We start from the raw sequence: 16,076 nt of genomic DNA, 5'->3' as shown, positions 1-16,076 counted from the left end.
GATCCCTCCGACCGCTATTTATTTAGCAATATTATACAGTAAAAAGATAAAGAGCGTCAATGCTTCAACGCTCTCCTCTTCTTAATTTTTCTAATTTTTCTGTAATATCCTTACTAAATATCTTTCGCATGGCAGGCTGCTGTTCTTTCGCGTCTTTTGTACGCCTTCTTACTTGTTGTTCCATCGCTTGTACTTCCAACTCTAATTCACGCGCAGATTTTCGAAGGGCACCTTGCCCAAATATAACCCATTGTTCTGTATAATCAGAAGTCGCAACATATATTTGTGTATTTATATTTCTAAGCTCTATTGCAAGTTGCTCTATCTTTTCGTCTGCAGTTTGATTCTTTCGTGTGAATATTACTTCTACACGAGATTGTTTCATCTTTTTTTCAATACCATGGACTGTATAGGCATCAAAGACTATCATCACTTTTGTGCCTGTATAACCTTGATAATCCGCCATCTTATCAATAAGCGCATCTCTTGATGATTGTAAATCTACATCCCGCAGTTTCTTCAAATCTCCCCAAGCTCCGATAATGTTGTAACCGTCAACGATTAAAATATCGTTCATTTTTTATTTACCAATTTCGTGACGTTTACGATATACCTCATACATTAACAAACTTGCGGCTACTGAAGCATTTAAGGATGTAACTTTACCAACCATCGGTAGAGTGATTAAGAAATCACACTTTTCACCAATAATACGACTCATACCTTTTCCTTCACTACCAATTACTAATCCAATCGGCATTGTACCATCTAAATTACGGTAATCCGTTTTCCCTTTGGCATCTGTACCAGCAATCCAAAGTCCACGCTCTTTTAATTCATCAATTGTACGAGATAAGTTTGTTACGCGCGCAACAGGAATGTATTCAATCGCTCCTGTTGATGCTTTCGCAACTGATGCTGTAAGTCCCACAGCTCTTCTCTTCGGAATAATAATTCCATGAGCTCCTGTTGCATCAGCAGTACGCATAATAGAACCTAGGTTATGCGGATCTTCAATCTCATCTAAAATCAAGAAGAACGGATCTTCATTACGTTTTTCTGCCACTTTGAATAAATCTTCTAACTCTGCATACTGATATGCAGCTACTTGAGCAATTACACCTTGATGATTACCCTCAACTAATTGATCTAACTTTTTCTTTGGTGCATGTTGTAAAATAATCTTATTTTCTTTCGCTAACGCTAGTACAATTTGTACTTGTCCTTTGGCAGCACCTTCTGCGATCCAAATTTTATTAATATCTCTCCCTGATCTTAACGCTTCAATTACAGGGTTACGTCCGATAATATATTCACTAGTCATGATGATGTGCCCCCTTCCTTTTCTTCTAAAACTGCAATTGCCTTATATACAATTTCGTCTAATCTTTCACGATTATTTAATAAATGATGATAACCAATTAGTGCTTCAAAGGCTGTACTATGTCGATATGTTTGTACATCCGTATTTTTCGGAACTGTACCTGAATTTGCATTACGCCCTCTTCTTAATACCGCCTCTTCTTCCTCTGTCAAAAATGCCGTCTCTAATAAATGATAAACAACTTTCGCCTGTGCTTTTGCTGAAACAAAGCTCGTCCCTAAGCGATGTAATTGATTAGGGCGAACTTTTCCTTTTTGAAGGAGGTGATAGCGGATATATTGTTCATATACCGCATCACCCATATACGCTAACGCCAAGCTGTTTAATTGCTTTGCATCAATCATCCTTATCCTCTTTTCCATCTTGTACCTTGAGCGGTATCTTCTAAAATAATATTACGTTCTTTTAAATCGTCACGAATTTGATCAGACAATGCGAAATCGCGATTTTTACGAGCTTCAATGCGCTTTTGGATAAGCTCTTCAATTTCTTCATCCAGTAATTCTTCTTTTGATAATTCTAATCCTAAAATATCAAATAACGTTTCCAGTTGTTTTACGTATGCTTCAATCACAACTTTAGATGTATGCTCTTCAAGTAAATATTGATTTGCATGATTTGCTACGTTGTATAATTCGGTAATTGCATTTGCAGTGTTAAAGTCATCATTCATTGCCTCTTCAAATGCAGTCTGGAATTTCTCTATTTCAGCTAACCATTTCTCATTATGGTCCGTTAAATCCGTACTACTCTCCATACGATGCTTTAAGTTTCCATAAGCTGTTTTAATTCTTTCCAGTCCATTATTCGTACTTTGTAATAACTCTTCACTAAAGTTAATCGGGTGACGATAGTGTACTGATAACATAAAGAATCTAATTAACTGCGGGTCGTATTGCTTAATAATATCGTGAACTAAAATAAAGTTACCAAGCGATTTAGACATCTTCTCATTGTTAATATTAATATATCCATTATGCATCCAGTAACGTGCAAACGTTTTTCCAGTCAATGCCTCTGACTGCGCAATTTCATTTTCATGATGCGGGAACGCCAAATCTTGCCCACCAGCATGAATGTCAATTGTATCCCCTAAGTACTTACGCGCCATTGCTGAGCATTCAATATGCCATCCTGGACGTCCTTGCCCCCAAGGGCTTTCCCAGAAGATTTCTCCTTCTTTCGCAGCTTTCCATAAAGCAAAATCAAGAGGGTCTTGTTTCTTTTCCCCTACCTCAATACGAGCACCGTGACGTAAATCTGCGATTGGTTGATGTGATAATTTACCGTAACCTTCGAATTCCTTCGTCTTAAAGTACACATCACCCTCTGATTCATATGCATACCCTTTATTCACAAGTTCTTGAATAAATTCAATAATGATATCCATATTTTCTGTTACACGAGGATGAACTGTTGCATGTTTGCAACCTAGTGCTGTTACATCTTCAAAGTACGCTTCAACAAAACGATCAGCAATCGTTGGTACATCTTCACCTAATTCATTTGCCGCTTTAATTAATTTATCATCTACGTCCGTAAAGTTAGATACATATTGCACATCGTATCCTTTGTATTCTAAATAACGACGCACTGTATCGAATACCATAGGAGGTCTTGCATTCCCAATATGAATGTAGTTATAAACTGTAGGTCCGCATACATACATCTTTACCTTATTTTCTTCTAATGGAACAAACTCTTCTTTTTGACGTGTTAACGTATTATAAATGTGAATAGTCATTTTTATCCTTCCTTTCTACCTTTAATTCCAATTGTTTCTTCAATTTATCAAGTTCTACTTCCATAGCCTTTAATTTATCAAAAATCGGATCTGGAAGGTCAGAGTGATTTAATTCTTGACCAATCTTTACTCCATTTTGAATAACGACACGGCCAGGTATACCTACAACTGTAGAATGTGCAGGAACTTCTTTTAATACGACAGACCCTGCTCCGATTTTAGAATTCTCTCCCACAGTAATAGACCCAAGAACTTTAGCACCCGTCGCAATTAATACATTATCCTGAATTGTTGGGTGCCTCTTCCCTTTTTCTTTTCCTGTACCACCTAATGTAACCCCTTGATAAATCGTTACATTATCACCAATTTCACAAGTTTCTCCAATTACAACTCCCATTCCATGATCTATAAAAAAGCGTCGACCAATAGTTGCTCCTGGATGGATCTCAATGCCAGTAAAAAAGCGACTCACTTGTGAAACAAAACGTGCAAGAAAGAAAAAATTCCTTTTATAAAAAGCATGTGCAATTCGATGGGCCCAAACTGCATGTAATCCAGAGTAAGTTAAAATGACTTCGAAATAACCTCTTGCCGCTGGATCCTGTTCAAAAACGACTTCAATATCTTCCCGAAGCCTCTTAAACATCGGTGTTCCCTCCCCTTTATGGGCTGCTTTTTTGTCGAACGAACTAACTCCCCTAACTCATCACTTCTCCCCTAATTCTTTATATAAGGGGAGAAATTCTATATCTCTACCTATTTACACGGTATAAAAAAAAAGGCGTCTCTGTCATATTGACAGAGACGCCTTTTAAGCGCGGTTCCACTCTGTTTAGGCTTAAAAAAGCCTCAAACTCATCCATGATAACGGTGTACACCGCTTCTGCTTACTTTGCGGCCTAAGACGTCCCACGAAGCAATTCGCTGTTCAGCAGAAGACTCGAAGGGGCATTTCAAAAACCCGCTTATAAACCACTCCCAGCCTAAAGGTGGTTCTCTCTGTAAAAAGCCTGATTTTCTACTTCTCCTTCTCGTCGCTTTTCCTTATTAGATTTTAGGTATACTTATTATATTTCTAAATCTAGAAAATGTTAACCAATTACTTTTTGAAGACGATTTAAAACTTTTTCTTTTCCAAGAAGTGCAATAGCATTCGGAAGCTCTGGACCATGCGTTTGTCCTGTAGTTGCAACACGGATTGGCATAAATAAATTTTTACCTTTATGTCCTGTTTCCTTTTGAACTGCTTTAATTGCTGCCTTAATTGCTGCTGGCTCCATTGCTTCTAGAGCTTCTATTTGACCAGCAAATGCACGAAGTACTTCAGGTACTTGTTCACCATTTAATACTTCTTGTCCTTCTTCTTCATAATCAACATGATCTTTAAAGAACATTTCAGAAAGCTCTACAATTTCAGCTCCAAAACTCATTTGTTCATGGTATAAAGCAATTACATCACGAATCCAAGCTTGGTCTTGTTCGCTTAAAGTTTCTCCCACACGTCCAGCTTTCACTAAATGCGGTAAGCTTAACTCTACAACCGTATCTAAATCTTGCTTTTTCATATACTGGTTGTTCATCCATTTTAGTTTTTGAGAATCAAATAATGCAGGTGATTTTGATAAACGAGCTGCATCGAACATTTTGATAAACTCATCTTTAGAGAAGATTTCTTCTTCTCCTACCGGAGACCAACCTAGTAGTGCAATAAAGTTAAAGATTGCTTCTGGAAGATACCCAAGCTCTTTATATTGCTCAATAAATTGAATAATAGATTCATCACGCTTACTTAACTTTTTACGACTTTCATTAACAATTAGAGTCATATGACCGAATTGTGGAATATCCCAGCCGAAAGCTTCATAAATCATCATTTGTTTCGGTGTATTTGAAATATGATCATCACCACGAAGTACATGTGTAATTTCCATTAGATGATCATCTACTGCTACTGCAAAGTTATAAGTTGGAATTCCATCTTTTTTCACAATAACAAAATCACCGAAATCATTTGAATGGAACGCAACTTCATCTTTTACAATATCTTTGAATGTGTAGTCACGATCAGCTGGTACACGGAAACGAATACTTGGAATACGTCCCTCAGCTTCAAATTCTTTCACTTGTTCTTCAGTTAATTCACGGTGGTTACCTGCGTAACGAGGTGTTTCACCGCGAGCGATTTGTCCTTCACGCTCTGCTTCTAGCTCTTCTTCTGTCATGTAACATTTATAAGCTAGACCACGCTCTAATAAATCTTCATATAATTTTTTATAAATATCTAAACGCTCTGTTTGGCGATATGGTCCAAATTCACCACCAACATCAACACCTTCATCCCAGTCCATACCGAGCCATTTCAAGTATTTTAATTGGCTTTCTTCTCCACCAGCCACGTTACGTTTTACATCAGTATCTTCAATACGAATAATAAATTTGCCATCTAAATGACGAGCAAATAAATAATTAAATAATGCCGTACGCGCATTTCCGATATGTAAGTGTCCTGTTGGACTTGGCGCGTAGCGCACTCTCACTTGCTTTTCCATAATTGGTACACCTTCCATTCTTAATGTCAACACATTCTATAATTGTACACCAAAAAAATGTGATTATCCATCTTACGAATTAAAAACCATTATTTTTTCTGTAATAAAACAACCGCTTGAGAAGCAATCCCTTCTTCTCTACCTGTAAATCCTAATTTTTCTGTTGTTGTTGCCTTTACATTAATGTTATTGATAGACGTTTCTAACAGTTCACTAATGCGCTTACGCATGCTCTCAATATGTGGTGCCATTTTTGGTTTTTGAGCAATAATTGTACAATCTAAATTTCCTAACTCGTAACCTTGTTCACGCACAAATTCCCAAACTTTTTGTAACAATACAGCTGAATCTGCATCTTTAAAAGCTGGGTCTGTATCAGGAAAATGCTTTCCGATATCTCCTGCTGCAATCGCACCTAAACATGCATCAGCAATCGTATGTAACAATACATCTGCATCTGAATGACCGATTAATCCTTTCTCGTGTGGAATTGTAATTCCACCGATAATCAACGGACGCCCTTCCGCAAATTCATGTACATCAAAACCTTGTCCAATTCGAAACATCCTTACTTCCTCCTTAAGCTAAACTACTGAGCTTTATGACTCTATATTATATCGCTATCCTTATAAAGAAAAGCCCGGCTGTTGCCGAGCTTTTCTTTATTAACACATCATCAACGTTATTTCTTCTGAACACGAAGGAAACTTTCAGCAATTAGTAGATCTTCCGGAGTCGTCACTTTAATATTATAGTAACTCCCCTCCACTACACCAACTTGCTTCCCAACGCGTTCTACGAGACTTGCATCATCTGTGCCAAGAAAACAACTTTGCTTTGCGCTTCTATGAGCTTCTAGCAAAAGAGAAACAGAGAATCCTTGTGGTGTTTGTACAGCGTTAAGTTGAGACCTCTCTACCGTTTCTACAACAACACCCTGCTCTACTTTCTTAACAGTATCTTTTACTGGCACTGCACAAATGGAAGCTCCATATTTTTCTGCTGCAGTTAATACATCGCGAATCACTTTATTCGTTACGAACGGGCGCGCCCCGTCATGAACAAGAACATATTCGACACCACTCGCATACTGAAGTGCGTTATATACGCTATCTTGTCTTTCGGCTCCACCCTGAATAAATTGTACCTGCTTTTCAATCTGGTACTTCTGCATCAACTCTTCAAAATACGGGCGTTCTTCTTCGTTAATTGCCATAATAATACTTTTGCACGCTTTATCTTTTTCAAAAGCACGCAATGTGTGCACAATAATTGGTACTTCATCTATAAGTAAAAATAACTTATTTTTACCAGCACCCATTCGTTTCCCTTGGCCCGCTGCCGGAATAATTAATGTATACATATTAATAATCCTCTACTTATAATGCTTTTTCTAGCAATTTACGTTTTGCGAAAATCATACGACCAGCCGATGTTTGTAATACGCTAGTAACAAGTACATCAAGTTGTGAACCCACATACTCTCTACCATCTTCTACTACAATCATCGTACCATCATCTAAGTATGCAACACCTTGATTCTGTTCTTTACCATCTTTCACAACATAAACACTTAATTCTTCACCAGGGAGTACGACTGGTTTAATCGCATTAGCTAAATCATTAATGTTTAACACCGTAACCCCTTGTAATTCAGAAACTTTGTTTAAATTGAAATCGTTTGTTACTACAGTTCCACCAGTGATTTTTGCCAACTTTACAAGCTTGCTATCTACTTCTTGGATATCATCGAAATCGCCTTCATAAATTTCTACCGGAATTGGCATCTCCTTTTGAATACGATTTAAAATGTCTAGTCCTCTGCGGCCACGATTACGCTTTAAAGCATCTGAAGAATCGGCAATATGCTGAAGCTCTTCTAATACGAATTGTGGAATGACGATTGTTCCTTCTAAAAACTTTGTTTGGCAAATATCTGCAATACGTCCATCAATAATTACACTCGTATCGAGAATTTTCCAATGAGTCGTAGATTTTTCTGCTTCGACCTCTACCTCTTCATTCTCACTATTGTTTTTCTTCTTACCTCCGCGTTGGGGTAATGTAAATAATCCTAGCAATTCATTCCTCTTTTTAAATCCTACTTGGAATCCTAAATATCCAAGTAAAAGGGTGAAGAACACTTGCAACACCGTACTAATAACTGGAATTGTAAATTCACGAATTGGTATCAAAATTAAATATGCAACAATAAGACCAGAGATTAATCCTAATGTACCAAATAAAACATCTGCTACAGGCGCCTTTACAAGAGCCTCTTCAATATGCTTAATAAGTTGAACAATATAATCTACAAGCCAAAATGTTGTTAAAAATAAAATAATTGCACCAATAATTGCACGAACATACGATCCTTCCAACAAAGGAACCGCACCGATATCTAATACATTAATAATTTTTGGGATTAAGTAAATCCCTAACGCTCCCCCGATCACTAAAAAGAAGAGCTGTACAATCCGTTTTAACATCCAACCACCTCCTACTCATTATTAACCATTGTTTCGCTAATCAAAACGCCGAATGCAAAAGCGGACGTGTTTTTTTGTAAATAGTTTTATTTACCAATATATCATATCATATACCAAAAATGTTCTAGTGTCGTTATATTATAGAATCAATGTAATATTCTTAATTGTGTCTACTCATATAGAGATGCTCTTGAATTCTTTTTAGACCTTCTCGTATTTTCTTCGCTCTCACTTCTCCAATTCCTTCCACATCATCCAATTCATTAATAGTTGCTCGGCAAACACCTTGCAATGTTTTAAATCGATTAATTAAATTTTCGATAATAAGTGGCGGAACACGAGAAATCTTGCTTGTGATTCGGTATCCTCTAGGTGTCACACTTTCTTCTAAACTTGTTTGTCCTGAATACCCAAGTAATTTAACTAAATCACTATCCTCTAAAAGTTGTGTATTTGCAAGATCTTGTAACTTTTTCAAGATTTGATGATGGTCTTGTGTTTTCTCCTGGTGATAATCTTTAATTAACAATGCTGCCTCTGCCTCTAAATCAGCTAGTAATTCTGTAAGCTGTAAACGAATTAACCTACCTTCTGTTCCTAGCTCATGAATATAGCTCAATATTTCATTTTTTATACGCAGCACCATTTCAACACTATGTAAAACGTGAACCACCTCGGACATTGTAACGACCTCTTCAAATTCTAGAATACCCAAATTCGTAATGCCGTCATTCCATACAGCCTTATATTTTTCTAGCGTTTGAATTGCTTGATTTGCCTTCGTTAAAATGACACCTATATCTTTTAATGTATAACGTAAGTTCCCTTGATATAGCGTAATTACATTACGTCTTTGTGAAATGGCCACAACAAGGCTGCCCGTCTGCTTTGCTACACGCTCTGCTGTTCGGTGACGCATACCTGTTTCAATAGAATCAATAGATGAATCCGGAACTAACTGTGCGTTTGCAATTAAAATTTTACTTCCAGTTTCATTTAAAATAAGTGCTCCATCCATTTTTGCTAATTCATATAAACTAGCAGGAGAGAATGCGCAATTAATATGAAAACCACCATCAACAATGCTTTTAATCTGCTCATTATACCCAAGAACAATTAGTCCCCCTGTTTGTGCGCGAAGTACATTATCTATCCCTTCGCGCAGTGGTGTTCCCGGGGCCACGAGCTGTAAAATATTAATTATACTTTTGACACGTTGCTTATTTTCTTCCATAGCCTAGCCTCCTAATGTCAAACGAAGCGCTTCTCCTAAATTAGAAACACCTACAACCTCAATCCCCTCTGGAATTGTCCACCCCCCTAAATTTTTTCTAGGAATGATAGCACGTTGAAATCCTAATTTAGCTGCTTCTTGTACACGTTGTTCGATTCTTGATACTCTTCTTATTTCTCCAGTTAATCCAACTTCTCCTATTACCGCATCAGTTGGTGCCGTAGATTTATCTCTAAAACTTGAAGCTATACTTAAGGCAACAGCTAAATCAATTGCCGGTTCATCTAATTTCAAACCACCAGCTACTTTTAAATACGCATCTTGATTTTGTAATAGTAAACCTGTTCTTTTCTCTAGTACCGCCATAATAAGCGAGACACGATTATGATCAATTCCTGTCGCCATTCTTCGAGGATTTCCAAAACTAGTAGGGGAAATTAATGCCTGTATTTCTACTAAAACTGGTCTTGTTCCTTCCATTGAGGCAACTACTGTTGAACCTGCAACTCCAACTGGTCTTTCCTCAAGGAAAATTTCAGAAGGATTTAAGACTTCTGCAAGGCCAAGTTCTTTCATTTCAAAGATACCCATTTCATTCGTAGAACCAAAACGATTCTTTACAGCTCGTAAAATACGATATGTATGGTGTCGATCTCCTTCAAAGTAAAGAACTGCATCGACCATATGTTCTAGCATACGCGGTCCCGCAATTGCACCTTCTTTTGTCACATGCCCTACGATAAAAATTGGGATTCCCTTTGTTTTTGCAAGTTTCATTAATTCTGCTGTACATTCACGTACTTGCGCCACACTACCAGGAGCTGATGTCACTTCAGGTAAATGTATCGTTTGAATAGAATCAATAACAACAAAAGCAGGATTCATCTCTTCAATATGTGCTGCAATACGCTGTAAATCTGTCTCTGATACAACAAATAGATTACTACCATTTACATGTAAACGATCTGCACGAAGTTTAATCTGCTTTGCTGACTCCTCACCTGATATATACAATACATCATATGAAGCATCTGCTAATTGCGAGGAAATCTGTAATAATAACGTTGATTTTCCAATCCCAGGGTCCCCACCAATAAGTACTAAAGATCCATCTACAATTCCGCCACCTAGTACACGGTTAAACTCCTGAAATTTTGTTTCAATACGTGCCTCAGACTTTGTTTCTACTTCTGTAAGACGTCTTGGTTTTGTTACTTCTGTTTGAATTGCATTTGCATAATTTAGGCGTCTGGATGATACAACGGGTTCCATCTCTTCAACAAGCGAATTCCATTGACCACACCCTGGACATTTACCCATATATTTTGGTGATTGATAACCACACTCTTGACATGTGAATTTTGTTTTCTTTTTAGCCATATCTTTTTATATTTCACTTCGCTTTCATCTATAAACATTTGACCTTCTCGTACAAGAAAGAGGGCTATCTCGTAGCCCTCTTAGTTTGTCTATACTTATTTTACCTTTTCAGCACTATGAATGACAAATGTTTCCCCTTCTACATCAAAGATAACTTTTTGCCCTTTCTCAATAGCACCTTTTAAAAGTTCTTCCGATAGTCTATCTTCTACATGCTTCTGAATTGCTCTACGTAGTGGACGAGCACCATATTCACGATCAAACCCTTTATCAGCAATAGCTGTAATCGCCCCTTCTGTTAATTGCAATTCAATTTCTTGTTCTTTTAAGCGATTCACTAACTGATTTACCATAAGAGTCACAATTTCTTGAATATGTTTTTTCTCAAGCATATGGAATACGATAATTTCATCAATACGGTTTAAGAATTCTGGACGAAATGCCTTTTTCAGCTCATCCATTACTTTACCTTTCATATCCGAATAATCACGGCTTTCATCTTGTACGTTAAATCCAAGATGTTTGTTACGTTTTAACGCCTCAGCACCAACGTTAGACGTCATAATAACAATCGTATTACGGAAGTCAACTGTACGTCCTTTAGAATCAGTTAAACGACCATCTTCCAATACCTGTAGTAAAATATTAAATACATCGGGATGCGCCTTCTCTACTTCATCTAATAGGACAACTGAATACGGCTTACGACGAACCTTCTCTGTTAATTGTCCGCCTTCTTCATACCCAACATATCCTGGAGGAGAACCAACTAAGCGAGAAGTTGAATGTTTCTCCATATACTCAGACATATCAATGCGAATCATTGCATCCTCATCACCGAACATAGATTCTGCCAATGCTCTTGCTAATTCTGTTTTACCTACACCTGTTGGTCCTAAGAAAATAAATGAACCAATTGGACGTTTCGGATCTTTTAGTCCTGCTCTTGCACGACGAACAGCTTTCGCTACAGCCACTACCGCTTCATCCTGGCCGATGACACGATCATGAAGAATGGATTCTAAGTTTAATAATTTATCAGTCTCTGTTTGTGCAAGTTTAGAAACAGGGATACGTGTCCATGTAGAAACGACATTTGCAATATCTTCTACCGTAACCTCTGAATTTTCTTTTCCTTGTTGCTCTTTCCACTGACGCTTTGTATCTTCCAATTTCTCACGTAAGCGTTGTTCCATATCACGTAAGGAAGCAGCCTTTTCAAACTCTTGACTTTGTACAGCCGCATCTTTTTCTTTTCGAATTTCCTCAAGCTTCACTTCAAGCTCTTTTAAGTTTGGTGGTGTTGTATAAGAGCGTAAGCGAACCTTTGAAGCAGCTTCATCAATTAAATCAATTGCTTTATCCGGTAAGAAACGATCCGTAATATAACGATCAGAAAGTTTTACAGCTGCATCAATTGCATCATCTGTAATAGACACACGGTGATGCGCCTCATAACGATCGCGTAAACCTTTCAAGATTTGAGTTGATTCTTCTAGACTCGGCTCATCAACATGAATTGGCTGGAAACGTCTCTCTAAAGCTGCATCCTTTTCAATATATTTACGATACTCATCTAAAGTTGTCGCACCAATACATTGTAATTCTCCGCGTGCTAAAGATGGTTTTAAAATATTTGATGCATCGATTGCACCTTCTGCTCCACCTGCACCGATTAATGTATGAAGTTCATCAATAAATAGAATAATATTCCCTGCTTGACGTATTTCATCCATTACTTTCTTTAAACGATCTTCAAACTCACCACGATATTTCGTCCCAGCTACCACTGTTCCCATATCTAGTGTCATAACACGCTTATCTCTTAACGTTTCAGGAACTTCATTATTTACGATTTGCTGTGCTAACCCTTCAGCAATTGCTGTTTTACCTACACCAGGCTCTCCAATTAACACTGGATTGTTTTTTGTTCTACGGCTTAACACTTCAATTACACGTTGAATTTCTTTACTACGTCCAATAACAGGATCCAAACGATTCTCACGTGCAACAACTGTTAAGTCGCGCGCTAAACTGTCTAGTGTCGGTGTATTGGCATTTGTCGATGAACCACCTTGGTGACCTGAACTCGCTTCGTTACTTCCAAGAAGTTGTAACACTTGTTGTCTTGCTTTGTTGAGGCTTACGCCTAAATTATTTAAAACACGTGCCGCTACACCTTCACCTTCACGGATTAAGCCAAGTAAAATATGTTCTGTTCCAACGTAAGAATGTCCTAGCTTACGCGCTTCATCCATAGACAATTCAATAACTTTTTTAGCACGAGGTGTATAATGTACAGTTTGAGAAGCTTCTGTTCCACGTCCAATTAACGCTTCTACCTCTTTTTGCACTTTTTCCGGGCTCAATCCAAGAGCAATTAACGCTTTTGCTGCAATTCCTTCACCTTCGCGTACAAGCCCAAGTAAAATATGTTCTGTTCCAATATTATTATGCCCAATGCGAATTGCTTCCTCTTGAGATAAAGCTAATACTTTCTGTGCTCTTTCTGTAAATCTTCCAAACATCATAGAAATCGCCTCCTACTTGCGCTTAGTTTTTTTCAATACGTAATCGCTCACGGATTAAGGTTGCTCTTCGATAATCTCTTTCTTCTGGTCCTAAAGGTCCTCCTGCGTATTGTTGTAAAATACCTGGTTGCGTAAGAACCATTAGCTCAGTCAAAATATTTCTCGATATACCTTTTATATATCCTAGATCAATACCAAGTCGTACATCCGATAAGCAAGTTGCCGCTTCTGCAGATTGAATTAAACGACTGTTTGCTAGTATACCGTAAGAACGATAAACCTTATCTTCAAGCTCAATACTCGAATTTTGTACAATTAATTCTCTGGCCAATTTTTCTTGTTGTATAATTTGCTGCATGACACTCTTTAAATCTGCAATAATATCTACTTCGGATTTCCCTAGCGTCATTTGATTTGATACTTGAAATATATTACCTAACGCTTCGCTACCTTCACCGTATATTCCTCTTACTACTAACCCTAATTTTTGAATTACTTGTATAATACGGCTAATTCTTTTTGTTAAAACCAGCCCTGGTAAATGAATCATTACAGAAGCTCTTAATCCTGTACCAACGTTAGTAGGACAACTCGTAATATATCCAAGTGATTCATCAAAAGCATATTCAACCTCTTTCTCAATCCAATTATCTATTTGATTAGCGCTTTGAAGCGCCTTTGATAATTGTAGCCCTGGAAATAGGCACTGAATCCTAATGTGGTCTTCCTCATTAAGCATCACACTAATGTGTTCGCTTTCTGATAACAGACATGCTCCATATTCGGTCCCTGCGAGATTTGGACTAATTAAATGCTTTTCGACTAAAACTCTCCTTTGAAGAGGCGTTAATTCATTCATTTTTAATAATCCAAACTTCCCAAAGGGCTCTACCGATTTATTTATAAATTTCTTTTTAAATAATTCTTGAACCTGTTGAGCTTCCTCTTCGTTTTGCATAGTAGAAAATTGATATTGCTTAAAATTACGAGCCAAACGAATTCGACTACTTAAAACAATATCAGAATCAGGGCCATCCCCCTTCATCCATGGACTAATCGCTTCATTCATAATTTTGTCCAGTGACATAGAACTACTCCCCCTCTCTATGCTCACTAAGCTGAGTTTCAAGCCCTCGAATTTCATCTCTTACCTCAGCAGCTTTCTCAAACTCCTCATTCTGTACATATTGTTTCAGAATAAGTTTTAGTTCATCTAATTCTTTCTTTAAGTGGATATTTCCTTCCATTCGTTCCGGAATTTTTCCACAATGTTCTGTATGTCCACCATGAAGTCGCTTTAACAATGGGTTTAAGTGTCCTTTAAATGTATCGTAACAAGAAGCACAACCAAAGCGTCCCACTTTTGTAAAATGTTCATATGTCATCTTACAATCTGGACATCTTACTGTATTTGTATTTGAAAACCCGTTTTTTTCTTCTCCAAACATTGTTGATTCACCGTGTAATAAACCAGCAAATACATCATGAAATGAAAAGTTAGACTGTGATGATTGAAAGAAAGACGTATAGCCACTTTGCTCCGCACATTGCTCACAAAGATGAACTTCCGCCTTCTTCTCGTTGATTACTTTTGTATAATGTAAAGTTGCTGGTCTTATATTACAGTTTTGACAAGTCATCAATATCCCCACCTTTAAAATAGGAACGATCTACCTCATGATACTTTTCATACATTACTAGATTGTCCTCTTTCCTTAATCCATTTAGATAAAAGTACATGCTCTTTTTCAAAACTTCTACAATATTTAACTGCCCTATCTTAATTATCATTCTTTTACAAAAGCTGTATTTATTTATATTTCAGTGTTCTTAACATTGCGCATAATATTCGAGCCCTAAGTTCATCTCGAGAAGGAATATCCATTGATAATACAGAACGATCTAGTACACTTAACATTAGTTTTGCTTCACGGCCTGTTATAATTCCCTCTTCTAATAAACGTATAATCATACTCTCTGCATTCCCTTGTGCAACGCTATGATCAATCATATGAAGCATTTGATCAATAATGTCTATATCATCATGCAGTTTGACTTTTATAATGCGAATGTAACCTCCACCACCACGTTTACTTTCTACTATAAATCCTCTTTCTAATGTAAAACGGGTATTGATTACATAATTGATTTGAGATGGTACGCACTCGAATCGATCCGCAATCTCATTTCTTTTGATTTCAATCACATTATTATTACTTAAGTCAATAACTTGCTTTAGATATTGCTCAATGATATCAGATATATTTCTCATTTATCCGCCACCTTTATTGACTTTGACTATCTTTGACTTTAATTATATACGTATTAATAAAATTTGCAACTCTTTTGCTTATTCACTATCCTAGCCACATTCCCCTGTATTTAATCAACATGGTAATTATTTAAGCACATTTTTTTAATTACTATGGATTATAAAAGAAAACACGAAAAAACACGAGTCATTTGACTCGTGTTTAGTTGCTTGGCGACGTCCTACTCTCACAGGGACAAGGTCCCAACTACCATCGGCGCTAGAGAGCTTAACTTCCGTGTTCGGTATGGGAACGGGTGTGACCTCTCTGCCATCATCACCAAACTATTGAAGGCATATTCCTTCAAAACTAGATAACATTTGCTACATATTATATGGTTAAGTCCTCGATCTATTAGTATTCGTCAGCTCCACATGTCACCATGCTTCCACCTCGAACCTATCAACCTGATCATCTTTCAGGGATCTTACTAGCTTACGCTATGGGAAATCT

General features: G+C 37.3%; 15 protein-coding genes, 2 rRNA genes and 1 other annotated feature. All 17 genes read right to left on the bottom strand.

Annotation, left to right across the window (positions count from 1 at the left end; genetic code table 11):
* Positions 1-64 precede the first annotated feature (64 nt).
* The gene (locus EBQ15_RS28025) at positions 65-577 is read right to left on the bottom strand and encodes an NYN domain-containing protein (protein ID WP_000997885.1); all 513 of its coding nucleotides are present in this window, start codon (positions 575-577) and stop codon (positions 65-67) included.
* 3 nt (positions 578-580) lie between these two features.
* Positions 581-1,324 carry a 23S rRNA (guanosine(2251)-2'-O)-methyltransferase RlmB gene (rlmB, locus tag EBQ15_RS28020; RefSeq protein ID WP_000200237.1) on the bottom strand — a complete coding sequence of 248 codons (744 nt, stop codon included), beginning with the start codon at positions 1,322-1,324 and terminating at the stop codon, positions 581-583.
* Positions 1,321-1,728, bottom strand: coding sequence for a Mini-ribonuclease 3 (locus EBQ15_RS28015; protein ID WP_000564261.1), 408 nt, complete (start codon positions 1,726-1,728; stop codon positions 1,321-1,323). The genes rlmB and EBQ15_RS28015 overlap by 4 nt, the downstream gene beginning before the upstream one ends.
* A gap of 2 nt (positions 1,729-1,730) precedes the next feature.
* Positions 1,731-3,128: a cysteine--tRNA ligase gene (gene cysS, locus EBQ15_RS28010; RefSeq protein ID WP_000152276.1), complete on the bottom strand. Its 1,398-nt coding sequence runs from the start codon at positions 3,126-3,128 to the stop codon at positions 1,731-1,733.
* A complete protein-coding gene (gene cysE / locus EBQ15_RS28005) occupies positions 3,109-3,774 on the bottom strand; it encodes a serine O-acetyltransferase (RefSeq protein ID WP_000476497.1) in 666 nt (221 codons plus the stop codon). The genes cysS and cysE overlap by 20 nt, the downstream gene beginning before the upstream one ends.
* A gap of 151 nt (positions 3,775-3,925) precedes the next feature.
* Positions 3,926-4,172: a binding site (T-box leader), on the bottom strand.
* A gap of 47 nt (positions 4,173-4,219) precedes the next feature.
* Positions 4,220-5,677 carry a glutamate--tRNA ligase gene (gltX, locus tag EBQ15_RS28000; protein WP_000415143.1) on the bottom strand — a complete coding sequence of 486 codons (1,458 nt, stop codon included), beginning with the start codon at positions 5,675-5,677 and terminating at the stop codon, positions 4,220-4,222.
* Positions 5,678-5,766: 89 nt separating this feature from the next.
* A complete protein-coding gene (gene ispF, locus EBQ15_RS27995; RefSeq protein WP_000488388.1) occupies positions 5,767-6,243 on the bottom strand; it encodes a 2-C-methyl-D-erythritol 2,4-cyclodiphosphate synthase in 477 nt (158 codons plus the stop codon).
* 116 nt (positions 6,244-6,359) lie between these two features.
* Positions 6,360-7,040 carry a 2-C-methyl-D-erythritol 4-phosphate cytidylyltransferase gene (gene ispD, locus EBQ15_RS27990; protein ID WP_000288286.1) on the bottom strand — a complete coding sequence of 227 codons (681 nt, stop codon included), beginning with the start codon at positions 7,038-7,040 and terminating at the stop codon, positions 6,360-6,362.
* 16 nt (positions 7,041-7,056) lie between these two features.
* Complete coding sequence (locus tag EBQ15_RS27985) at positions 7,057-8,166, bottom strand: PIN/TRAM domain-containing protein (protein WP_000919677.1); 1,110 nt, start codon at positions 8,164-8,166, stop codon at positions 7,057-7,059.
* Between the two features lie 160 nt (positions 8,167-8,326).
* Positions 8,327-9,400 carry a DNA integrity scanning diadenylate cyclase DisA gene (gene disA / locus EBQ15_RS27980; protein WP_000392159.1) on the bottom strand — a complete coding sequence of 358 codons (1,074 nt, stop codon included), beginning with the start codon at positions 9,398-9,400 and terminating at the stop codon, positions 8,327-8,329.
* A 3-nt stretch (positions 9,401-9,403) separates the two neighbouring features.
* Positions 9,404-10,780 (bottom strand): DNA repair protein RadA, encoded by a 1,377-nt coding sequence (radA, locus tag EBQ15_RS27975; RefSeq protein WP_001085202.1) that lies wholly within the window; start codon positions 10,778-10,780, stop codon positions 9,404-9,406.
* Between the two features lie 95 nt (positions 10,781-10,875).
* The gene (gene clpC / locus EBQ15_RS27970) at positions 10,876-13,311 is read right to left on the bottom strand and encodes an ATP-dependent protease ATP-binding subunit ClpC (RefSeq protein WP_000971186.1); all 2,436 of its coding nucleotides are present in this window, start codon (positions 13,309-13,311) and stop codon (positions 10,876-10,878) included.
* A 22-nt stretch (positions 13,312-13,333) separates the two neighbouring features.
* A complete protein-coding gene (gene mcsB, locus EBQ15_RS27965; protein ID WP_000050843.1) occupies positions 13,334-14,398 on the bottom strand; it encodes a protein-arginine kinase McsB in 1,065 nt (354 codons plus the stop codon).
* A gap of 4 nt (positions 14,399-14,402) precedes the next feature.
* Complete coding sequence (gene mcsA, locus EBQ15_RS27960; protein WP_000128397.1) at positions 14,403-14,951, bottom strand: protein-arginine kinase activator protein McsA; 549 nt, start codon at positions 14,949-14,951, stop codon at positions 14,403-14,405.
* Positions 14,952-15,121: 170 nt separating this feature from the next.
* Complete coding sequence (gene ctsR, locus EBQ15_RS27955; protein WP_001244558.1) at positions 15,122-15,583, bottom strand: transcriptional regulator CtsR; 462 nt, start codon at positions 15,581-15,583, stop codon at positions 15,122-15,124.
* A 208-nt stretch (positions 15,584-15,791) separates the two neighbouring features.
* A 5S ribosomal RNA gene (gene rrf, locus EBQ15_RS27950) occupies positions 15,792-15,907 on the bottom strand.
* Positions 15,908-15,957: 50 nt separating this feature from the next.
* Positions 15,958-16,076: ribosomal RNA gene (locus EBQ15_RS27945) — 23S ribosomal RNA — on the bottom strand; the annotation flags it as partial.

Source organism: Bacillus sp. 2D03, from assembly GCF_003946765.1.
Lineage (GTDB): Bacteria > Bacillota > Bacilli > Bacillales > Bacillaceae_G > Bacillus_A > Bacillus_A cereus.
This window is presented reverse-complemented; position numbering and strand designations above follow the sequence as displayed.